This window comes from Nostoc sp. DedSLP03, assembly GCF_034530815.1.
GTDB lineage: Bacteria > Cyanobacteriota > Cyanobacteriia > Cyanobacteriales > Nostocaceae > Nostoc.
In genome coordinates this window covers 14,712-35,416 of the sequence record NZ_JAVRCK010000092.1, presented here as the reverse complement: position 1 = coordinate 35,416, position 20,705 = coordinate 14,712, and the positions used below count along the sequence as shown (strand labels likewise).

Sequence of the window (20,705 nt, the reverse complement as noted above, 5' to 3'; positions counted from 1 at the left end):
TTGGGCTGCTGATTTTATCACCCAGTCAGTTTAAAAGATGTTGGTAATGACAAGCACTAGAACCATAGGTAACACCAAATTCTGAATCTACGCCGTTATCTAAAACAACCGCTCCCGATCCAGAAAAACCAGAATTAACCAAAAATACTCAACTGTAACTTTTGCGCTAAAACTTCAACCAATGCGATCGCACCTACAGGATTTCCAATATTATCCAAAGCTGGACTGTAACAAGCGATCGCTCCCTCTCCTGGTACTATTGCTACAAGCCCACCACCAATTCCTGATTTCATTGGTAAACCAATTCTGACTGCAAACTCGGCAGAAGCTTCATAAAGTCCACAAGTTAACATCACAGCGTTGACAATTCGACGGTTTTGTGATGGTATACAGCCATTGTCAAAAGCTAGAAGTTTTCCTAAGAGGGCTAAATCTTCAACTCGCCCAGATATGCAGCATATTTGCTCGTAGGTGTCAAGTGCTGTTTCAATATTTTTTAGATGATCGGCTTGGGCGAGATAATTAGCGATCGCTTCATTGGCTTTTGAACGGGTTAATCGCACCGAAGCCAACATCGTCTCATCTAACCATAGTTGACAACCTGCTAATTGGTTGAGCCATTGACAAAATAAAAAAGTGCGTTCGTTCGCGTCCTTTCCTGGTAATTTATCAGACAAAGTAATTGCCCCACTATTAATCATGGGGTTGCGGGGATGGCCGCGATCGTTAATTAATTGTTCTAAAGAATTGAAGGGCGCATCTGATGGTTCCACCCCAACCCACCCAAAAACTGTTTCTGCTCCAAAATTTTTCAGCAGATAAAGTAGAGAAAATGTCTTAATCACACTCATTAGCGGGAACACACAAGCTGTATCCCCAAAGCTGATGGTGTGTCCAGATTCACAGCAGATATGAACTGCAAACCAATCAGGATTAGCTTTAGCCAATTGCGGAATGCGATCAATAACTTTTCCGTGTTCAACCTGAATTTTAGCTAGTTGAACCCAGGCGCATAAGTCCGTAATAGTTAGTTTGTCAAGTCCTTTCAAAGTATAAATTTTCTAAAAGTTCATTTATTAAATAGCAAGTAACAGTGATTTCTTATAATTGTACGTACGCTTGTCAAAGCCTCTAGTAGCAGCACACGGCAATATATCATTATTTTTTATCGGCTTATTTCATCAAATTGGAAGTAAGAAACCGAGGAAGGTACAGCACTCTAGAATAAAAGCACAATCTACAGTAATCAATTGTTATGACCCAAACCTTACCTAAAATAGTTCCCTTTGACGAATTTATCACCTGGTATCCCGAAAACTCTGGGGTAAGCTACGAACTACATAATGGGGAAATTGTCGAAATGGCACAGCCAACTGGGAAACATGAAAGGATAAAAGGATTTTCATCTGCTGAATTGACTTTAGAGTTTAGACGATTAAATCTCGCCTACTTTATCCCCAATCAAGCAATTGTAAAACCACCGGAGAGAGAATCAGGTTATTTCCCTGATGTATTAATATTAAATGATGTGGCTTTGGTTGATGAGCCTCTTTGGGAAAAATCTTCTATTGTGACTAAGGGTACATCAATTCCTTTAGTAATTGAGGTTGTCAGTACTAATTGGCGTGATGATTATTATCTGAAACTTGCCGATTATGAAGAGATGGGTATTCCTGAATATTGGATTGTTGATTATGCCGCCTTAGGAGCTAGGAAATTTATTGGTAATCCTAAACAACCCACTATTTCAGTTTATCAACTAATTGATGGAGAATACCAAGTCAGTCAGTTTCGGGGTAGCGATCAAATAATATCTCCTACTTTCTCTGAGTTAAAGTTGACGGCAGAACAAGTTTTTAATGCTGGTCAATAAATATTGATTTTACTAAATTATCAGAGTAGACAGTAAAGATGATTCCTCGTGTCAGAGCGCCAGAATTACCACAAAATTACTCTTGGCTCAACACCGATAAACCTTTGTCTCTTAAACAACTCAAGGGTAGAGTCATAATTTTAGACTTTTGGACATACTGCTGTATTAATTGTCTGCATATTTTGCCAAACTTGAAATATTTAGAACAAAAATATAAAGATAGTCTTACCGTTATTGGCGTACATTCTGCCAAATTTGACAACGAAAAGGAAACAGAAAATATTCGCCAAGCTATTCTGCGCTACGACATTGAACATCCTGTTGTAGTTGACAGAGGTTTTCGGATTTGGGAAGAGTATGCTGTGCGTGCTTGGCCTACGTTAATAATTATCGATCCAGAAGGTTACGCGATCGCCCAGATTTCTGGTGAAGGAAATCGTGACACTTTAGATGAGTTGATTCAAAAGTTAATTCAGCAACACCAAGACAAAGGCACAATTAATTTCCAAGAAATCAGCTTAACTTTAGAAAAACAGCGCCAACCATTAATCACACCTTTAGCTTTTCCTGGTAAAGTTCTAGCTACTCAAATGGGTTTGTTCATTGCTGATTCTGGACATCATCGCCTAGTTATGAGTAGTTTCGACGGTGAAATTCTACATTTAATTGGTACTGGAAAATCTGGCTTAACCGATGGTTCGTTTAACGAAGCACAATTTTTTGCACCGCAAGGAATGGCTTACGATGTCGAAAATCAGATTCTTTATGTTGCTGATACAGAAAATCATGCGTTGCGGCGAGTTGATTTCAAGCACCAAATCGTCGAAACTATTACGGGAACTGGTGAACAAAGCCGTAATATCAATCCTCATGGCGGTGCTGGTTTAGAAACCGCGCTAAATTCTCCTTGGGATTTAGTGAAAGTAGGAAATACCCTATTTATTGCAATGTCTGGGCCGCATCAAATTTGGGAAATGGATTTAGAAACTGGTATCATCAAAACTTATGCTGGTACTGGTGCAGAAGCGTGTATTGATGGTTCACTTACTGAATCTGCCTTTGCTCAACCTAGCGGTATTACTAATAATGAGCAAGAATTATATATTGCTGACAGTGAAGTTAGTTCAATTCGTGGTGTGGGAATTGTAAAACCGTATCAAGTAAGAACTGTTTGCGGTAGTGGTGGTTTATTTGGTTTTGGCGATGTAGATGGACAAGGTGAAGATGTACGTTTACAACACTGTTTAGGAGTGGAATACGCGCAGAATTTTTTGTGGGTGGCAGATACCTATAACCATAAAATTAAATTAGTTAGCCCTAATGGGAATTGTCAAACAGTTTTGGGAGATGGTTCTGCGGGTTTACAAGATGGTCAAGGTAAAAACACTCGGTTTTTTGAACCTTCGGGATTGAGTGGTATAAATTCATATCTATATATTGCTGATACCAATAATCATGCTATTCGTTGTGTAGATTTGAATACTTTTGAAGTAATAACGCTTAAATTTCCTGGTTTATGCACGCCGGATATTTGTATTCCGCCTAATTTATAGAAGAATTATCTTCCTTAAAGGCAGAAATAAAAACTTTGTATTTCGTCGTCTGGGTATGAAATTTTAAATAATAATATTTAGCGATCGCTCGTATGAAATTAGTCGTTTTTGATATTGATGGTACACTAACAAATACCAACAAAATTGATGAAAATTGTTTTGTACAAGCCTTTACATTGGAGTTTGATATTTTTGGTATAAATACGAATTGGGCTGAATACGCATACACGACGGATTCTGGAATTACCCAACAAATTTTCAAAGAAAAATTAGAACGTCTTCCTTCAGATGAAGAGATAGTTAGACTGAAAACACGTTTTGTTAGCTTACTTCAGGAAGCGTTTATTAACAACCAAGATTTATTCAACGAAATTCCTGGTGCTGCAAATGTATTAGTTAAATTACAGCTAGAACCTGATTGGTGTGTTGCGATCGCAACTGGTGGTTGGTGTGAATCTGCTAAATTAAAACTTCAAAAAGCTAATTTACAAATAGAAGGTATTCCATTGGCTTCAGCTAATGATGCACTTTCACGAGAAGATATTATTAAGACAGCTATTATCAAAGCGAAGAATGTTTATCAAGTTGAAAAATTTCAGAAAGTTGTTTTTGTAGGTGATGGTGTTTGGGATGTCAAAGCAGCCTATCAATTGAATATTGCTTTTCTTGGAATAGCTAATACTAAATTAAAAAATATAGGTGCTAGCAAAGTAATTAAAGACTTTACAAATTTAGAAGATTTCCTGAAAATATTACAACATGCAGTAATTCCTAGATTTTCTATGAACACTATTCTCCACATTACCAAAGGCCAACAATGGGAACAAGCAAAAAATATCGGTAGATATCGCGCTGATTCTTTAAACAGTGAAGGTTTTATACATTGTTCAAAGTCCACGCAAATACTCAAAGTTGCAAAGAGATTTTTTGATAATCAAAAAGAATTGGTACTACTGTTTATTGATTCCGATCGAGTCCAAGCTGAAATTCGTTATGAAGAAGCTGAAGTTGGCGAATTGTTTCCTCATATTTATGGTGAATTAAATATTGATGCTGTGTATCAGGTGATTGATTTTGAAGCTGGGAAAGATGGTTTATTTGAGTTGCCGCAAGAAGTTATAGATTTAGAATAACGAATTAGCTTGTCTGCGACACGCTACACGAACGGCAAGGATGCAGAAGAAGAAAGACGAGAAGCCATTTAAAGCATTCCGCGCTTTACTTAAAGAAGGGGAATTAATCTAGAGCAATTGTGACCGAATTTAATTTAGAAATCCAAGAAAATAGCGATCGCTTTGCCAACACCAAGGGCGATCGCTTGTCAACTCCACATGAGGATGCTACACCTAGCTTGCTTCCCCTTAAGAGTACGATACACTGCGTCAACACCAAAGGCGATCGCCTCGATCGTTACCTTTCCCAAGAATTACCAGACTTGTCCCGTTCCCGCATCCAACAGTTAATCGAACAGGGTAATGTCCAACTTAACGATCAAGTCTGCACATCCAAGAAGATCGATGTCAAGGTAGGCGATCGCATCACTCTCGAAATACCAGAAGTTCAACCTTTAGAACTTCTTGCAGAAGATATCCCCTTAGATATCCTTTACGAAGACGACCAGTTACTTATTCTCAATAAACCCGCAGGCTTGGTTGTCCATCCTGCGCCCGGTCATCCAGATGGTACTTTAGTAAATGCCCTATTGGCTCACTGTCCTAATTTACCAGGAATTGGCGGAGTTCAACGTCCGGGAATTGTGCATCGATTGGATAAGGATACTACGGGTGCGATCGCGATCGCTAAAACAGATATTGCCCATCATCATCTACAAGCACAACTGAAAGCAAAAACTGCACGACGAGAATACTTGGGCATAGTTTACGGTGCGCCAAAAACTGAAAGTGGCACTATCGACTTGCCCATTGGTCGTCATCCCCAAGACCGCAAAAAAATGGCTGTTATGCCTGTCGAACAAGGCGGACGAGTCGCCGTCACTCACTGGAAAATATTAGAACGCCTTGGTAACTTCACCTTAATTCACTTTCAATTAGAAACTGGACGCACCCATCAAATTCGCGTCCACAGCAGCAAAATCGGTCATCCTATTGTCGGCGATCCAGTTTATAGTTCTGGGCATTCAGTGGGTGTAAATTTACCTGGTCAAGCACTACACGCTTGGCGACTCAAATTGCAGCATCCCTTATCTGAGGAGTTGATTGAGGTGACAGCGACTCCTCCCGCCCACTTCACAAAACTTTTAGAGATGCTAAAAAGACGAACTACACTTTAATGCCCAATCCCCAATCCCCAATCCCCAATCCCCAATCCCCAATCCCCATTAACAACTAGCGTGCATTAGACATGGGATAGAGTTTGTTTCATTTAGTTATATCTAAATAAAACTCCTACATAACCCAAGACTTATGCACGCTATAAAGCGATCGAATGAATGTACTAGCCAGCCACCGACTAAAAATCGTTATTTAATTCCTGACAGTTGCCGATAAGGTACAGACTTTTCGATATCGATGTTGTATGGCGAGATCCGTTGTGGAGCATTGCCAGTTGCATTGATACTTTGTGCTAAACCCAAGAATAAAGCTGGATCGCCAGCCTTGGGCTTTTGCTCTTGTGGAAGGAATCTGCGTACTTCGACCTGCCAAATGATTTGGGGGAAACCCAGTTTGGCACGGTGATAATCTTCGTATCGCGGAGATTTGATGTTGAATGGCAACTCACCCGCAGATTGGGATGGCAGTATCCGACGGCGCTGATAAGGCACTGTGGAGTATCCAAAATTGCTCAGGTACTCTTCAGTGTTAAGCACTTCATCAATAAAGCCTACAATCCCCTTGGTAGCGACTACAATTGACCAGGCGATTTTTTCCCGCTCGTTGTATGGATCGCGTCCTAGAACCCGCTGAATTACTTGCTCAACAAAGCGATAATTATTGTTGAGGTCGTAGAAGCTTTTCTTAAAGGTATTGGAAAGCACCAATCCACGAATAAAGTCCCGTACTGTAATTTGTCCATTACGGAGTTGAGACTCTAAATATGTTTCGCGATCGGCAGCAAAGGCATAAAAGAAAATTTGACGATATGCTGCTTCTATCAGATCGCCTAAATCTGACGGAGAAAGTATATTGTCTGTAGTAAAAATCCTGGGTTGTTCATCACCAGGTACTTCGTATCCAGCTACACGCTGATTTTGACTTGAAGGTTCATATTCTAACAGAGGAAGTGGCACTCTAAAGCCTCCATGTTCTTAATTAAAGTTAACAACTTTTAATCACATATTAAGGGAGTAGTTGTATCAGAACTTCAGATTCTGATAAAATTTCACGAAACTTAACTAAGGGGGATTTAGGTATTCGTAAGCTAAATGATTAGTCTGCTTGATTCAACCCATAGCTGATCGATAAATAGGTAATCAGACTTCCAGCTTAATGACTACGTAAATGACTAAAAAAATTTATTCACATATCTTAGATTAGGAGATTCAGTTTCACCTTTTTGAACTGAAGCAATAATTTTTAACATTTAGCAAAAGAAATTAATAGGGCATTGGGAAAGAGGAGGCAGAAGGCAGAAGCCAGGAGGCATAAGTTCTAAAATGTTTGAATTTTGAATTTTGAATTTTGAATTGATTTCTCCCCCTGCCTCCCTCAGCGACTTAGCGACCTATCCAAAATTCCAAGGGATCTATGGTTGATTTGCAGTAAGGCCAGCTACGCAAAGTTGCTTCCATTCCTGCCTCCCAGTAGGGTGGTTCTAATCCCAGTCCTAAGCATAGATGAGATAGGATGCTAGCAAATTGCTCATTGTGACCAAACTCTCCTAAATGGGCATGGGCGTATTCATGGACGACTACACCAAACCAGTCTTTAGGTGCAACTCGACCAACATCTATCAAAATAGTGATTGGGTTTGTGAGAATGTTGCACAGCCCATCTATGCCAAAAGATTGAGCTATTGGGACTGCAAAAATTTGGATGTGGCGACGCTCTTGGGGATGAAAACACTGATGACAAACTTCTAGATAGGTGTTGATCTGAGCGTTCACAGCGTTAATATTTTCACCGATCCAAGTGCAAATGGGAATGCGATCGCGCAGGTTATCAAACACATTCACCATATCCGGTTCTAAGGCAAATCCTTGTACCAGACGCAGATAATCTTGCCCACGAGTAAAAGCATCGCTCTGCTTAAGAATCATTCACCAGCCCAAAACTGAATAAAACTGTCTTTTTTCTAAAATATCCGCTCCTTGTCTTTCTGTTACTTCTTTTGAGCTAGAAGCCTCAACAGAATCAATGCGGCTTTCACTACAAAACGATGCAGTGCTAAAGCCGCCAAACCTTTTGACTGTACTGGTTCTTAGTCGCATATTTGGGCTGGCGAACCAGAATCGCTCAATGGAACTCATTGTTTCATATTCGGTTGTCAACACTAGTCCATCTTCATCATCCATGTGAAAAAGACCAACTACAGGCACTATTTCCGCATAACCTCTTTCACGGAGTAATTTGCCTTGCCTTGGGTTATCGCTATCAGGCACGATCGCAAATATGGTTTTCCCCTGATGATTCTCCTCATCTTCTCGATCCCAAGCCATTGTCCCTAGCCAACGCACACGCGAACCACCGACACAAAGGCTGGGGTCAATCTCATGATAGCGGCACAATTCAATGATTTCGGGATGATTAGCATCGAGAGTTTCTACCTGTATATCCGATTCTCCTATCTCTGAGCGCTTGAACGCCAGATGATGAGTTGCACGTTGCGATCGCCACTTACCAGCACTTAGCTGAAAAAATTCCATTGCGTCTATCAATCTTCTGACTCCTACTTATTGCTCCTGCGGATGATGTTTTGCGAGTTTTTTCTTTTTAGAGTAGTTGGTATATAAACATTCTAAACATTACAGCGATTAGCGGCCAGCTTCAATAAACACCCTAAAAAAGGATATTTAGAGGTATTGTTATGCAATTGTAAACTTTTATGAGTGTGATTTCTTATAGCTTGACAATGTAGACACTTTAATATCCACGTGCTAGAATAATAGAAAGCGATCGTCTTCTACTAACAACAAATACCCTTCGATGCAGTCAATCACAGGAGTGAATGATGGACTTTCCAGTTGAATTAACTTTAGAACAACAGTTTCGCTTACAAAATTTGAAAGATCAGGTAAAAAATCTGAGTCAACAAGAAGCTCAAGAATTTTTACTAGAAGTTTTACGGCAGATGATGGTAAAAGATAATTTGGTCAAACATCTCCTAAAACAAGCTTGATCGACTAAAAAACAAATTTTTTCTTTAAGACTTACGCAATGGGAGAGTTCCATCAAAATGCGTAAGTCTTAATTTTTTGGGTATGGGGGCTAGAGAATTGGCAGGAAGCAGAGCGCAAGGGAGAAGAGTTTTACTCTTTGCTAAGAGCACCCCGCCTACAAAGCTTCTTCACCAATGCCCAATTCCCAATGCCCCATGCCCAAGAGAAATATTACAGATTGTTACTTTGTCTCTCATAGTAAAGACTAGGGCACTATCGATCCCCTATGTTTTTGTTTGGCTACTCGCAGTTAATCTGATCGAGAACACGCCAAAAATAATATCCGCCATTTGTGAATATTAAGGAGAACTCATGGTTCTTGATGCTTTTTCCAGAGCTGTAATTTCAGCTGATGCTAAAACCGCTCCTATCGGTGGTGCTGACTTAGCAGCCCTTAAGTCTTTCATCGCTGAAGGCAACAAGCGCCTTGATGCAGTGAATGCGATCGCCAGCAACGCTAGCTGTGCAGTTTCTGATGCCATTGCTGGGATTGCTTGTGAAAACACTGGTTTGATTCAAGCTGGTGGTAACTTGTACCCCACTCGTCGGATGGCTGCTTGCTTGCGCGATGCTGAAATCGTTCTGCGCTATGTAACTTATGCGCTGTTGGCTGGTGATTCTTCCGTATTAGACGATCGTGCTTTGAACGGTCTGAAAGAAACCTACACAGCTTTGGGCGTACCCACTGGATCTTCTGTACGGGCTTTCCAAATCCTGAAAGCGATCAGCGTCGCTCACATCACCAACACCAACACTGAAGCTAACGCTGGCAAAAGATTCCGCAAACAAGAAGTTGTTCAAGGCGACTGCTCTGCTCTAGCTGCTGAAGCTGCTAGCTACTTCGATCGCGTTATTTCTGCTCTGAGCTAATCGCTCATGGTTAAAGGCTATTAGCCAAGCAAACTGAAATTAAAACTCGATCAAATCTAATCTGGAGTATAAAAAGCAATGAAATCAGTTATCACTACAGTTATTGGATCTGCTGATGCAGCAGGTCGTTTTCCAACCACCTCCGATCTAGAATCCGTTCAAGGTAGCATTCAGCGTGCTAATGCTCGTTTAGAAGCTGCTGAAAAGTTGGCTTCTGGTATCGATGCCGTAGCTAAAGAAGGTTATGATGCTGCCTTCAAAAAATATCCTTACCTAAGCCAAGATGGTGAAGCTGGCGACACTCAAGTTAAAAAAGACAAGTGCCTCCGCGACATCAAGCACTACCTACGCTTGATCAACTACAGCTTAGTTGTGGGCGGTACTGGCCCTCTGGATGAGTGGGGTATTGCAGGTGCTCGCGAAGTTTATCGCTCTTTGAATCTGCCCACCGCTCCTTATGTTACCGCAATGACTTACACTCGCGATCGCGCTTGCGCTCCTCGCGACTTGTCTCCTCAAGCGTTGGTTGAGTTCCGCAATCTCCTCGACTACGTAATCAACTCTCTTTCATAGTCATAGGGATTGACTAGACGTAGACGAGCGATCGTCATACTCTAAAACTTAGGGACTCTCAGTCTGTTGCTTTGCCTGTATCAGGTTGGGTGATTGACCAAGAGTCCCTCTGTTGTTAATAATTCGTAATTCATGAGAAGGAGTCAGAATTCAGAATTCAGAATACCCTATGTCTGAAGTCAAGGGTAACGCTCACGGAAAGAATTTTTTCTTCTCTACAATTAAAATCGGGGGCTTTATTAAACCTCGATTCTCTATCCAGTCGCACAGAATCAATTCTGGATTCTGGCTCCTGAATTCTGAATTCTTCTTCGGTAATTCGTAATTAATGATTGAACTTGGGGGATTTAAACAGGGAAATTTTCTTTTATGACAATAGATTCTCTATTTGCACAGTTAAAACACCCCAATCCCAATTTGCGGGAACGAGCTATGTGGGAACTGGCTGATGTCCGTGATGAAAATACCATTCCTCGGCTGATGGGTATTTTAGATGAAGAAGATGTCACCTATCGGCGAGCTGCGGTAAAAGCACTGGGTGCTATTGGTACAGATGCTGTACCGCTACTGGTAGAGTCATTAGTAAATAGTGATAATGCAACCATTCGAGGTAGTTGTGCTAAAGCTCTAGCACAGGTTGCTGCTAATCATCCTGATGTTCCCTTCCCAAATGAGGGTTTACAGGGATTGCAAACAGCGCTCAATGACCCAAATCCAGTTGTTTATATTGCATCCGTAATGGCACTGGGTGAGATTGGATCTCCCGCCTTTGAGATTTTGACTGAAGCTTTGAAAACAATAGATAATGTGGCGGTGGCTGTGGCGATCGTCAATGCACTTGGTTCGATGGGTGATATCCGTGGGGTAGAAGTGCTAACGGCATTGACAAATGATGAATCTGTCGATCCGTATGTTCGAGAGTCAGCAGTGAGCGCATTGCCCCGATTAGATCAAGTGATTAAATATAACTGAAAGTAGCGATCGCTCTTACAACTACTTTTATCAATCATAATAGAGCCGATACATTTAGATAAACAGACTGGGTATCACCTTGAAGTAATCTCCGAGTGCCTTAGCTTGTGCCTTACTAATCGACCGCTTACCGTTCACAACCTCAGACACTACGCCGCTCGACCCGATAATGCCTACTAAGTCCGCTTGACGGGTGTCACTGGCTTCCATAATGTGTTGGAGAATTTCATGCGGTGCAGATTTATCCATTGGATAGTTCTGTGCCTCATACGCTTCAACCAGGGTTACTATCAGCTTATGCAGAGCTTGCTCTTCTGGAGTCCGGTTTTTGCAAAATGTTAGGCGCTCTGCGATTGCTAGGGCGCGATCGTACTCTTCTTCAGTCTTAATCACCTTGGAAGTGTAAATGTCCATCGCCTTATTCCCAAGCTTCCTCCTCCAACTGCCTCTCAATTTGAGAAATCGCCAACTTCATCACGGCCTGAACCCCCGCTTCTTCTTCCTCAGTTAATGCAGCTTGCAGGGGTTCTAAAGCAGCACCATCGCCAATTTTCATCAATGCCAGAGCCGCTGCTTTTCGGGTTTCCCAATCGGGATGATATAGTAATTCAACAAGACTAGGAATTGCCGAACGATAGGTCAGGCTACCCAAAGCTGCTGCGGCTTCACACCTGACAATTTCAGATGGATCGTTGAGGGCATTAATTAAAGTATTAAATGCTCCTTCTTGAGTGCCTTCTTGAGCAATTTTAGCGATCGCACCCACCACCGCAGCCCGAACTTCAGCCGAGTCGGAGTTAATCTCTCGATATAAATGCTCCTTCGCCTCTGCTCCAATAAATCCTAACGCCCATACGGCATGACCTTTGGCAGTTTCTGGATACTCGGTTGACGCTAAGATTTTCAGCAATGCTGGTACAGCTGCCTCACCTATTTTGGCAAGCCCCCCCACCGACGAGGTTTTGACCACCATATCTTCATCATTTAACAGGGCATTGACCAAAGTCGGAACTGCGATCGGGTCAGCAATCAGTGTCAAGGTTTTAGCACTGGCTCTCCGCACAACTGGGTTGGGATGATTTGCCACAGCTTCCATTAATAAAGGGGTTGCTGGTTTGCCGATTTTACCCAAAGCCTCTGCAAAACTCAACCTAACCATGCCTCGTGAGTCTCCCATACTCTCAACCATCCGCTTTAGTAGCTCTTGGTCATCCGAGTTGAAGGTGTTTAAGCTTAATTGCTCGCTCACCGCTTTAAATAAAGCGTCAGTTTCTGCATGGGACAGATTTAACGAATCTGCCCCGGATTGAGTTTCAAAGTTGAGCATATAATCTCTAGCTAAACGATCGAGACAAATGACTAGTTGCTGCCACTCAGGGCAGCCTGCCGATCGCGGAGTTCCTGGAGGGCAGAATCAATCTTGGCAAGCTCAGGCTCCAGGTTTGCCATAACGCTTACTTTTTTCAACTTAGCCCGTTTTGCCGTTTCCGTAGTTTCTTGAACTAGACGTTCCCGATATTGCTCAAGTTCTGCAATCACTTCTGCGACATCTTGAGCGGTTACGTTATCGGTTGTTGTGAGTTCTGAAGTTTCATCCATAAGTTTTGTTTCCTAAATATGTGTTTATATGAATGATGTGCGATCGCTGTTCCCAAAAATGTTTGTATTTGGTTATTCGTTAAAGAGAGACAACTAACTAATAGCTGACAAATGTATATGTTTCGATCTTCTCAGATCGCGTTACCACTGGTAAAGCTTTTTGATGTAAATCTTCAAAAGTCTAACTCAACACATTATTTTCTAATGCCCAATAACTAGTACCCAGTCCCTAGTACGATAGTAAAAGTGACTTCAAAGCAATTATCCAAGAGCAATTTACAGATCAATGGATAAACGTTTTTTTAAAATGTTTGGGCTAACAGAAGAAGAAGCGATCGCAATTATTGATACCCCATTAGAACAACTCGAAGACGCTTCTGATAAGTATATTGCTGTTTCCCATTTAATTAACTTTCCGACTGAGCAATCGATCGCGGCTTTGGTGCGGGCGATTGAAAACAGTAACCCTGATGAGTTAGACCACCGCATTGTCCGACGCAAAGCTGTAGAAAGTCTGGGACGATTGCAGGCACAATCAGCTTTACCTGTAATTCGGCAATGTCTTAAAGATGATGATATTTATACTGTTGAAAATACCGTGTGGACAATCGGAGAAATCGGGACTAAAGATCCAGAAATTCTCGAAGAAGTGGCGCAACTCCTGGATAAACCAGGTCAAATCTATCGAGTCATTATTCACACTTTAGCTAACGCTGATTATCAGCCGTCCCTTGAACGTGTACGAAAATTTACTTTATCTGAGGATGAACCTACTCGGAGTGCGGCGATCGCTACAGTTTGTCGCTTCACGGGTGACTACTCCCAAATTACTGAAGTAATGGCGCTACTACAAAGTTCAAGCGTCAATGCACGACGCGGTTGCATTCAAGATTTGATTGATTCTCGCTACTATAAAGCCATCCCAGAAATCGCTCGTTGTCCAGTATCTCTGGTATTCCGGTTACGAGCATTGCGGATGCTTTTGGATGCAGGCGTTCCCAGTGGTGAAATTACCTTTACAGAAATTCAACCTTACTTAGAGCAAGTACTCTACGATCGCCCCAACGACCTCGACCTAGTACATGAGTATGATGCTACCCCTGTTCTAGATTTTGTGATTAACGAACTTTACGAAACCGATTTTGGACGTTGCTATTTAGCGACAAAAACCTTACTAGATATTTATGCACAAGATGCACCAGCAGCATTGTTAACAACTTATGGCGATAAAGCATATAACGACTATGGCGCTCATTATCATGTGATGAAACTTTTCGGCTGGCTGAAATATGCTCCCGCCTACGATTTATTAATAGAAAACTTGCACAACCGCGAACCCCAGTTTCAGAAATCTCGGGCGGCGTGTGCGATCGCTCTTGGTGAATTGGGTGATTCACGAGCAATTCCTGAAATCAAAATTTGCCTGAATACACCGATTTGGGATTTGAAATACGCTTGTTTATTAGCACTAGACCGCTTAGGAGACTCGTCTGGCCGGGAAATTTGCGCTCATGATGCTGACTGGTTAATTAGGGCGAAAGCGACGAGTATTCAATAGTTAGCAGTTAGAAGTTAGGAGTTATATTCAGCCTAGATATCCGTTAGTTCCCGGATAACACGGCAGGGATTGCCAGCAGCTAACACTCCGGTGGGAATGTCGTGGGTGACTACACTGCCCGCACCGATGACGCACCCCGAACCGATTGTCACGCCCGGACAAATCACAGCCGCGCCGCCAATCCACACATCAGAGCCGATCTCGACCGACTTGCCGAACTCTTGCTGGCGGCGCAGCTTTGCGTTTAACGGGTGGGTGGCAGTATAGATTTGCACCCCTGGGCCGAACAATGTGTAATCTCCGATTTTGACCTGACAGACATCAAGCACGAGGCAGTTGAAGTTGAAAAAGCACTTCTTCCCGAGCAGTATGTTGAACCCGTAGTCGCAGAAGAATGGTGACTGTATCCACACGTCCTCGCCTCCTGTGCCCAACAGTTCTTGGAGGATACGCTGACGCTCCTCGTGTTGGGAAAAGCGCATGGCATTGAGGTCTTGACACAAGTCCCGCGCCCGGTCGCGAGCGCGGACTAGTTCGGGGTCAAGCTTGTTATACAGCTCTCCCGCCAACATTTTCTCGCGTTCACTAAGCACAATAACGCCTCTTTACAGCAGATTGCAGGTCATGAAGTACAATACTAAACCAGATTTCAATTTCAGTAGACCGAAAAGTTTTGCGTTAGCGTACCCCTCTGGGGAAGCAAGCTACGCGTTGGCAAAGCCTCTCGTAGAAAAGGTATCGCCCGAATCCATAACTAGCAACTTGAGTTATTCAAAGTTACTAGTAGAAACGCACATCTGTACGCTTCTACTAGCAGTTTAGGACTTACTACTGGCGACTGCTTCGTTTAAAACTAACTTTGGTTCTGGTGTCTCCTCTTCTTCTGGCAAACCGTAAATCGATCTGTACAACTTCACGTACTCCTTAGCAGATTGATACCAACTAAAATCTTGACTCATGCCACGTTGCTGTAGTTCTTGCCATTGCGGTTTGAAACGGAAGCCTTCCCAAGCCCGGATCATAGAGGTGAAAAGGTCTAATGGTTCATAGCGATCGAAGCAATAACCAGTACCAGCAGCATTTTCAGGGTCGTGATGGCTTACGGTGTCAACTAATCCACCTGTGCGGCGGACAATGGGTACAGAACCGTAGCGCAAAGCCATCATTTGGCTAATACCGCATGGTTCAAAACGGCTAGGCATCAAGAAGGCATCAGTACCAGCGTAGATCCGGCGAGACAAGGCATCGTTATACAGTAAGTAAGTTGCCATACGTCCGGGGAAACGGGATGCTAATTGCCACATCTGAGTTTCATAGTAGCGATCGCCTGTCCCCAACAGCACAAACTGGGCATCTGTATAAGATAGAAAGCGATCCAGGATTTGCAATATCAAATCAATGCCTTTTTGTTCCACTAATCGGGTAACAATCCCAATAAAAAAGGCTTTAGAATTAACTTCTAATCCTAGTTCTTGTTGCAAAGCAATTTTATTGGCTTTGCGTTTTTCTAAAGTATCAGCAGTAAAGGTTTGCTCAATGTATTTGTCATTGTCTGGGTTATATACTTCAGTATCAATACCGTTAATAATCCCAGATAATTTACCGCTAATAAAAGACAGCAAACCTTCTAATGTTTCACCATAAGTTGCTGTCTTAATTTGCTCGGCGTATGTAGGCGAAACTGTATTTACCTTGTTGGCAAATTGTACTGCTGCTGCCATTGTGTTGTGTCCTTGCATATACCAAGGACACCAAGTAATTTTCTCTAAATACCAACGCCACGGCCCTTGATAAGCCAGGTTATGGATGGTAAACACTGTGGTGATATCAGGATCTTGGTGCATCCATACGGGAATCATTCCTGTATGCCAATCGTGACAATGGATAATATCTGGCTTCCAGTAATTCCAGGCGAACTCGGCTGCACCATTAGCAAACAATGTGAACCGCCAATCTTCATCTTCTCCAGAATAGATGCGGCGCGGCATGAAGGCTGGATGTCCAAATAAGTACAAGGGAACATCAGTACCAGGCAGAATACTTTCATACACTGCAAAATGCTGGAACATCGCATCTCCCCACCAGATGGGTTCATAGGGAATTTCCATTTTGTCTGGCAGGAAGCCGTAGTAAGGCAAGAATATCCGCACATCATGCCCCATTTCTCTCAGGACTTTGGGTAATGCCCCGACAACATCACCCATTCCTCCTACTTTCGCAACTGGTGCTGCCTCTGCTGCAACAAATAGAATCCGCATGGTAATTTTTGCTTCCCTGAGTCGATATTGTCAAATTAACTTTCTGAAATCCCGACCAACGCGACAAGTCGCGTCTGGCACATCAGTGCAACGGCGATCAATTATTATCTAATCACATCGGCTTGCCCAATTGCTTAGGAACCGCGTTGAATCACCGCAAAAATTTCTGATAAAATTTCTTGCGCGCCCTGTTTTCGCAACAGTTCTGCTAGTTCTGTGCCTAGTGCTTCGGCGTTATTGGCAAGTCCGGTGACGGTATCTTTGACAAACTTTTGACCATCTACACTAGCGACTATCCCGGTTAAAGTTAAATTATCACCAGATATTTCTGTATTTACACCGATAGGTACTTGACATCCACCCTCTAGAGAACGGAGAAAAGATCGTTCGGCAAGACAGCGATCGCGTGTTTCGGTATGTTCAATTGCTTTGAGTAGAGATAGCACTTCACTATCATCAGCACGGCATTCTATCCCCAAAGCTCCTTGTCCAACCGCGTGAAGGGAGATTTCTTTGGGGAGAATTTGATGAACGCGATCGCCCATTCCCAATCTCTCTAATCCTGCTGCTGCCAAAATCAAAGCATCGTATTCACCTGCATCCAGTTTAGCCAACCGTGTAATCAAGTTTCCTCGCACATCCTTAAAGGTAAAGTGGGGGAAATGATGGCGTAACTGTGCTAACCGTCGTAGAGAAGATGTACCAATTACCGCACCTTCTGGCAATGTATCGATTTGTTTATCTTTGTGCTTTTCATGCACCACTAATGCATCTGCTGGGTTTTCTCGTTCAGTAATTGCTGCTAACGTTAACCCTTCTGGTAAGTGAGTCGGCAGATCCTTAAGAGAATGAACTGCAAAGTCAATCTCTTGATCGATCATTCCGAGTTCAAGTTCTTTAGTAAAAAGTCCTTTATCGCCAATCTTAGCTAATGCTACATCCAAGATTTTATCGCCTTGGGTAGACATGGTGTGGACTTCAAAAGTGATATCGGGAAAGGCTTTCTGGAGTTGCTCTTGTACCCAGTAGGTCTGAACCAGAGCAAGTTGGCTTTTACGTGAGCCGATCCGAATAGTGCGTGGGGGACTAGAAACAACTGAAGTCATAAAACAATATATCAAAGGAGGCGATAAATTCACTCTCATCTAGACTACCGTAGTCAGGGACTCATGCGAATTTTGGGTTTTGGATTTTGGATTTTGGATTACAATTCTTTACCAAAAGCTTGTTTGTGAAATCTCAAATATATAGAAGGGGATGGGGAATGGAGATGGTGGGAAAAGGGTAAAGGTTAAAGGGGAAAGGGAAAATAACAAACCTTTCCCCCTTTTCCCGACAAATACCAAAAAGTCTAATAAGTCTTTGGGCTTTACAAGCGTGCCATTCAGCGTTGAGTGTTTGTAGGTGTTTGTAAAGTTCTGACTGTTTTGAGTGTAGCGATCGCTACATCTCAAGTTTCAGCTAGTACCCACCAAATTTGGGGAAATAACCAAATGTAGTCAGCAAACTAAACAAGACAATCAGTGCCAGTGTCGAAGCTAATAGCAATAACACCACATCTCTGTCAGAACTGCGTAAGAAGGTTTGTAAATTAAAAGGCTCAACCTGCTTTATCGTCATGGGAAGCGGTAATTTATCGCGATAATCTTCGCCATAACGAGCTATTCTAGCAAATGGTAATTCTCCTAGAGAGCGTCCTTGTAAAATCCGTCGCCGTTGATAAGGGACTGTATTGTAACCAAAGTTACTCATATACTCCTCACTATCCACCAAATCGTCGATAAACTTGTGCAGTCCTTTACTAGCTAGCACAATCGACCAGGCTAGTTTTTCGCCTTCATTGTAAACCTCACGACCCAATAAGCGCTGTATGCATATCTGCACAAAGCGGTAATTGTTGTTGCTTTCGTAATTGAGTCGCCGAAATGCATCAGATATTGCTAACCCTCGAATGAAATCCCTAGTTGTAATTTGACCAGTTCTTAGTTGGGATTCTAGACAGATTTGGCGGTTACTATCTAGCATCTATTGTTCGTGGAAAATCTGGCGATAAGCTGCTTTAATCAAGGCATCCATTTCTAGTGATGATTGCAGATATTCAGTTGTATAAATTTTAGGTTGCTCGTCGCCAAGAATCTCATATCCAGATACACGATGATTTCGAGATGAGGGGGAATAGCTTAACAAAGGAATAGACATATTAGAGCTATAAATTTGCAGGGATTGGGAATTATGTATGAGCCAAAACAGTTCTGCTAGCGAGGCGTTGAGTCAGTACCGAGTTCTAAAGATTCCCAACTCCGCACTCCTGAAAGGCATTTGCTGCTCTTGTCTCCCTTATCCCCAGTTATTAGCCTTTTGAGTTGTAATTGCGGCAAAACTGACTAGTAATATGCCAAATTTAAGTTCGTAGTCAGGACTGAAGTCCTTATTTTCTAAGCACTAAAGTGCTTACTACCAACCCTCAAGATTAACTTAGACATTGTACTAGTAGGCTGTAGTGGAACTTTGCCTAACTTTAATAAGTTGCTCAAGCAATTGAGATGTTAGTTGAATTTACGCATTGATGTGAGCGCAACTGAAAAAATGCCTAAAATTCAATCCGATTGCCCGATAACGAGGGCAACGGCTAAAAATAAGCAACGATACAACTCAAATTTCGCTACTAAACGGATAAACTTGAAACTTGCGATCGCTGATTTAACTTTGCTGAAACTACGACTTAAGAACAGTAATTTGCTCACTTCCCATAATATAGGAATTTCCTAAAGCCTGTCTATATACAATTCTGATGATGGCTTTAAATTTTTCTACCGATTAACCAAACACCCTTCTGGTTGAGTGAGTCTGTTGAAACAGGCAGCTAAAAATAGAGTTCTTTGGCAAGGTCTTAAGAACGATTAGAAGTTCTTGCCTTTTTTTGGCGCGATGATGCGATCTTCTAAAAAACTCAGCCGGAAAAAGGAAGTTGAAAATTTACAGGAATGCTTAGAATAATTTGTTATCTTCATTAGTTATCCAAGCTTAGTTATTATACCTTATGAATCGTTCCGCCTGTCTGATTTTCAATCCTGTTGCGGGTCAAGGTGACCCAGATACAGAGCTAGCAGAAATTCGGGCAATATTAGAGCCAGAGATCGATCTAGATATTTATTTTACAACTGAAGAAATCGATGCTGACCAACTGGCATCTCAAGCTGTAGAGCGAGGAGTAGATGCAATCATTGCTTCCGGTGGAGATGGTACTCTCTCAATAGCGGCGGCGGCGGTAGTGGGAACTGATATCCCATTTGGGATTATTTCCAGAGGAACAGCGAACGCTTTTGCCACAGCTTTAGGAATTCCTGACACGATCGCAGGTGCCTGTCAGACAATTTTGCAGGGAGCAACCACCCATGTAGACGTAGCCTATTGCAACGATCGCCCAATGGTACTCTTGGCAGGTATTGGCTTTGAAGCTGAAACTGTAGAATTGGCAGACCGAGACGCTAAGAATCGCTTTGGGATGATGGCCTACGTTTTGGCAGGAATCCAGCAATTAAGAAATTTAAAAAACTTTGATGTTGAGATTGAAACTGAAGATAGGATAATTAAAACTAGTGCCAGTGCAGTAACGGTAGCAAATGCCGCGCCTCCCACATCAGTTTTGGCTCAAGGCCCAGCAGGTCTAGTTTATGATGATGGGTTACTAGATTTAACAATTGTAGCTCCAACAAACAAAGCAGGAGCGATCGCTGCCACATTTCATCTATTTCAAACGGCTTCCACAGGTAACGCCGTTGAACGAGATGATATAGGTTTCCTGCGAGCCAAACAATTTAAAATTACTACAGAGCCACCACAAAAAGTTGTTCTAGATGGTGAAATAGTAGGCACAACACCTGTAGAAATTAAGTGTGTACCAGCAGGCTTAAAAATTTTCGTGCCATTAGTAGAAGAAGTTGAGCCGACCGAAAAACTAGAGGGACTCCCTAATCTGATTATTGAGATGAAAGATACAGCAGAAGAATGAGGGTATGGGGCATTGGGATTGAATCTTCAATTTTGAATTTTGAATACTTCGACTGCGCTCAGTACAAGTTTTGAATTTTGAATTGATTTCTCCCCTGCTCCC

The 20,705-nt window shown here is 42.3% G+C and carries 22 protein-coding genes and 1 pseudogene; 11 read left to right on the top strand and 12 right to left on the bottom strand.

Annotation, left to right across the window (positions count from 1 at the left end; genetic code table 11):
• Window positions 1-134 precede the first annotated feature (134 nt).
• Window positions 135-1,049, bottom strand: coding sequence for a glutaminase A (gene glsA, locus RM368_RS31300; protein ID WP_322697654.1), 915 nt, complete (start codon window positions 1,047-1,049; stop codon window positions 135-137).
• Between the two features lie 206 nt (window positions 1,050-1,255).
• Here glsA and RM368_RS31295 point away from each other — a divergent pair, with 206 nt between their 5' ends.
• From RM368_RS31295 to RM368_RS31275, 5 genes and pseudogenes are all read left to right on the top strand, one after another.
• Window positions 1,256-1,873, top strand: coding sequence for a Uma2 family endonuclease (locus RM368_RS31295; protein ID WP_322697653.1), 618 nt, complete (start codon window positions 1,256-1,258; stop codon window positions 1,871-1,873).
• Between the two features lie 38 nt (window positions 1,874-1,911).
• Window positions 1,912-3,426: a thioredoxin-like domain-containing protein gene (locus RM368_RS31290; protein WP_322697652.1), complete on the top strand. Its 1,515-nt coding sequence runs from the start codon at window positions 1,912-1,914 to the stop codon at window positions 3,424-3,426.
• A 92-nt stretch (window positions 3,427-3,518) separates the two neighbouring features.
• Window positions 3,519-4,085, top strand: a pseudogene (locus RM368_RS31285) (HAD family hydrolase); the annotation flags it as partial.
• 123 nt (window positions 4,086-4,208) lie between these two features.
• Window positions 4,209-4,559: a DUF952 domain-containing protein gene (locus RM368_RS31280; protein ID WP_322697657.1), complete on the top strand. Its 351-nt coding sequence runs from the start codon at window positions 4,209-4,211 to the stop codon at window positions 4,557-4,559.
• A gap of 239 nt (window positions 4,560-4,798) precedes the next feature.
• Window positions 4,799-5,716 (top strand): RluA family pseudouridine synthase, encoded by a 918-nt coding sequence (locus RM368_RS31275; RefSeq protein ID WP_322697656.1) that lies wholly within the window; start codon window positions 4,799-4,801, stop codon window positions 5,714-5,716.
• A gap of 189 nt (window positions 5,717-5,905) precedes the next feature.
• Here RM368_RS31275 and RM368_RS31270 read toward each other — a convergent pair whose 3' ends face one another.
• The 3 genes from RM368_RS31270 to RM368_RS31260 form a co-directional block, all read right to left on the bottom strand.
• Window positions 5,906-6,673, bottom strand: a complete 768-nt coding sequence (locus RM368_RS31270) for a phycobilisome rod-core linker polypeptide (RefSeq protein WP_322697651.1) — start codon at window positions 6,671-6,673, stop codon at window positions 5,906-5,908.
• A gap of 426 nt (window positions 6,674-7,099) precedes the next feature.
• Window positions 7,100-7,642 (bottom strand): hypothetical protein, encoded by a 543-nt coding sequence (locus RM368_RS31265; RefSeq protein WP_322697650.1) that lies wholly within the window; start codon window positions 7,640-7,642, stop codon window positions 7,100-7,102.
• Entirely contained in the window at window positions 7,643-8,248 is a 606-nt protein-coding gene (locus tag RM368_RS31260) for a phycobiliprotein lyase (protein ID WP_416212272.1), read from the bottom strand. It lies immediately after the preceding gene.
• A 302-nt stretch (window positions 8,249-8,550) separates the two neighbouring features.
• Between RM368_RS31260 and RM368_RS31255 the strand changes: the two genes are divergently transcribed.
• The 4 genes from RM368_RS31255 to RM368_RS31240 all read left to right on the top strand — a co-directional run bounded on the left by RM368_RS31255 (window position 8,551) and on the right by RM368_RS31240 (window position 11,176).
• Window positions 8,551-8,721, top strand: a complete 171-nt coding sequence (locus tag RM368_RS31255; RefSeq protein WP_242060871.1) for an NblA/ycf18 family protein — start codon at window positions 8,551-8,553, stop codon at window positions 8,719-8,721.
• 352 nt (window positions 8,722-9,073) lie between these two features.
• On the top strand, window positions 9,074-9,631 hold the full coding sequence (locus tag RM368_RS31250; protein ID WP_322697649.1) for a bleomycin hydrolase: 558 nt from the start codon (window positions 9,074-9,076) through the stop codon (window positions 9,629-9,631).
• 78 nt (window positions 9,632-9,709) lie between these two features.
• Window positions 9,710-10,204: a bleomycin hydrolase gene (locus tag RM368_RS31245; protein WP_322697648.1), complete on the top strand. Its 495-nt coding sequence runs from the start codon at window positions 9,710-9,712 to the stop codon at window positions 10,202-10,204.
• 369 nt (window positions 10,205-10,573) lie between these two features.
• Window positions 10,574-11,176 carry a HEAT repeat domain-containing protein gene (locus RM368_RS31240; RefSeq protein ID WP_322672023.1) on the top strand — a complete coding sequence of 201 codons (603 nt, stop codon included), beginning with the start codon at window positions 10,574-10,576 and terminating at the stop codon, window positions 11,174-11,176.
• Window positions 11,177-11,230: 54 nt separating this feature from the next.
• Here RM368_RS31240 and RM368_RS31235 read toward each other — a convergent pair whose 3' ends face one another.
• From RM368_RS31235 to RM368_RS31225, 3 genes are read right to left on the bottom strand one after another with little or no spacing between them, the layout of a single operon-like run.
• Entirely contained in the window at window positions 11,231-11,590 is a 360-nt protein-coding gene (locus RM368_RS31235) for a transcriptional regulator (protein ID WP_322697647.1), read from the bottom strand.
• Window positions 11,591-11,594: 4 nt separating this feature from the next.
• Window positions 11,595-12,503 (bottom strand): HEAT repeat domain-containing protein, encoded by a 909-nt coding sequence (locus tag RM368_RS31230; protein WP_322697646.1) that lies wholly within the window; start codon window positions 12,501-12,503, stop codon window positions 11,595-11,597.
• 32 nt (window positions 12,504-12,535) lie between these two features.
• Window positions 12,536-12,775 (bottom strand): hypothetical protein, encoded by a 240-nt coding sequence (locus tag RM368_RS31225; RefSeq protein WP_322684926.1) that lies wholly within the window; start codon window positions 12,773-12,775, stop codon window positions 12,536-12,538.
• A gap of 286 nt (window positions 12,776-13,061) precedes the next feature.
• On the opposite strand from RM368_RS31225, the gene RM368_RS31220 reads away from it, so the two are divergent.
• A complete protein-coding gene (locus RM368_RS31220; RefSeq protein ID WP_322697645.1) occupies window positions 13,062-14,333 on the top strand; it encodes a HEAT repeat domain-containing protein in 1,272 nt (423 codons plus the stop codon).
• Window positions 14,334-14,365: 32 nt separating this feature from the next.
• Here the strand turns inward: RM368_RS31220 and RM368_RS31215 are convergent, their stop codons facing one another.
• The 5 genes from RM368_RS31215 to RM368_RS38905 form a co-directional block, all read right to left on the bottom strand.
• On the bottom strand, window positions 14,366-14,926 hold the full coding sequence (locus RM368_RS31215) for a sugar O-acetyltransferase (RefSeq protein WP_322697644.1): 561 nt from the start codon (window positions 14,924-14,926) through the stop codon (window positions 14,366-14,368).
• A gap of 225 nt (window positions 14,927-15,151) precedes the next feature.
• Window positions 15,152-16,591 (bottom strand): glycogen synthase GlgA, encoded by a 1,440-nt coding sequence (gene glgA, locus RM368_RS31210; RefSeq protein WP_322697643.1) that lies wholly within the window; start codon window positions 16,589-16,591, stop codon window positions 15,152-15,154.
• A 134-nt stretch (window positions 16,592-16,725) separates the two neighbouring features.
• A complete protein-coding gene (gene hemC / locus RM368_RS31205) occupies window positions 16,726-17,697 on the bottom strand; it encodes a hydroxymethylbilane synthase (protein WP_322697642.1) in 972 nt (323 codons plus the stop codon).
• 355 nt (window positions 17,698-18,052) lie between these two features.
• Complete coding sequence (locus RM368_RS31200; RefSeq protein WP_416212271.1) at window positions 18,053-18,616, bottom strand: phycobilisome rod-core linker polypeptide; 564 nt, start codon at window positions 18,614-18,616, stop codon at window positions 18,053-18,055.
• Complete coding sequence (locus RM368_RS38905; RefSeq protein ID WP_416212270.1) at window positions 18,617-18,790, bottom strand: hypothetical protein; 174 nt, start codon at window positions 18,788-18,790, stop codon at window positions 18,617-18,619. It lies immediately after the preceding gene.
• An 841-nt stretch (window positions 18,791-19,631) separates the two neighbouring features.
• Between RM368_RS38905 and RM368_RS31195 the strand changes: the two genes are divergently transcribed.
• Window positions 19,632-20,603, top strand: a complete 972-nt coding sequence (locus tag RM368_RS31195; RefSeq protein ID WP_322697641.1) for a YegS/Rv2252/BmrU family lipid kinase — start codon at window positions 19,632-19,634, stop codon at window positions 20,601-20,603.
• Window positions 20,604-20,705 lie beyond the last annotated feature (102 nt).

What these genes read in the sequence shown, in the direction of transcription:
- RM368_RS31295 (WP_322697653.1), top strand. Translation starts at nt 1,256, where the DNA reads ATGACCCAAACCTTACCTAAAATAGTTCCCTTTGACGAATTTATCACC.
- RM368_RS31290 (WP_322697652.1), top strand. Translation starts at nt 1,912, where the DNA reads ATGATTCCTCGTGTCAGAGCGCCAGAATTACCACAAAATTACTCTTGG.
- RM368_RS31280 (WP_322697657.1), top strand. Translation starts at nt 4,209, where the DNA reads ATGAACACTATTCTCCACATTACCAAAGGCCAACAATGGGAACAAGCA.
- RM368_RS31265 (WP_322697650.1), bottom strand. Translation starts at nt 7,642, where the DNA reads ATGATTCTTAAGCAGAGCGATGCTTTTACTCGTGGGCAAGATTATCTG.
- RM368_RS31260 (WP_416212272.1), bottom strand. Translation starts at nt 8,248, where the DNA reads ATGGAATTTTTTCAGCTAAGTGCTGGTAAGTGGCGATCGCAACGTGCA.
- RM368_RS31255 (WP_242060871.1), top strand. Translation starts at nt 8,551, where the DNA reads ATGATGGACTTTCCAGTTGAATTAACTTTAGAACAACAGTTTCGCTTA.
- RM368_RS31250 (WP_322697649.1), top strand. Translation starts at nt 9,074, where the DNA reads ATGGTTCTTGATGCTTTTTCCAGAGCTGTAATTTCAGCTGATGCTAAA.
- RM368_RS31245 (WP_322697648.1), top strand. Translation starts at nt 9,710, where the DNA reads ATGAAATCAGTTATCACTACAGTTATTGGATCTGCTGATGCAGCAGGT.
- RM368_RS31240 (WP_322672023.1), top strand. Translation starts at nt 10,574, where the DNA reads ATGACAATAGATTCTCTATTTGCACAGTTAAAACACCCCAATCCCAAT.
- RM368_RS31235 (WP_322697647.1), bottom strand. Translation starts at nt 11,590, where the DNA reads ATGGACATTTACACTTCCAAGGTGATTAAGACTGAAGAAGAGTACGAT.
- RM368_RS31230 (WP_322697646.1), bottom strand. Translation starts at nt 12,503, where the DNA reads ATGCTCAACTTTGAAACTCAATCCGGGGCAGATTCGTTAAATCTGTCC.
- RM368_RS31225 (WP_322684926.1), bottom strand. Translation starts at nt 12,775, where the DNA reads ATGGATGAAACTTCAGAACTCACAACAACCGATAACGTAACCGCTCAA.
- RM368_RS31220 (WP_322697645.1), top strand. Translation starts at nt 13,062, where the DNA reads ATGGATAAACGTTTTTTTAAAATGTTTGGGCTAACAGAAGAAGAAGCG.
- glgA (WP_322697643.1), bottom strand. Translation starts at nt 16,591, where the DNA reads ATGCGGATTCTATTTGTTGCAGCAGAGGCAGCACCAGTTGCGAAAGTA.
- hemC (WP_322697642.1), bottom strand. Translation starts at nt 17,697, where the DNA reads ATGACTTCAGTTGTTTCTAGTCCCCCACGCACTATTCGGATCGGCTCA.
- RM368_RS31200 (WP_416212271.1), bottom strand. Translation starts at nt 18,616, where the DNA reads ATGCTAGATAGTAACCGCCAAATCTGTCTAGAATCCCAACTAAGAACT.
- RM368_RS38905 (WP_416212270.1), bottom strand. Translation starts at nt 18,790, where the DNA reads ATGTCTATTCCTTTGTTAAGCTATTCCCCCTCATCTCGAAATCATCGT.
- RM368_RS31195 (WP_322697641.1), top strand. Translation starts at nt 19,632, where the DNA reads ATGAATCGTTCCGCCTGTCTGATTTTCAATCCTGTTGCGGGTCAAGGT.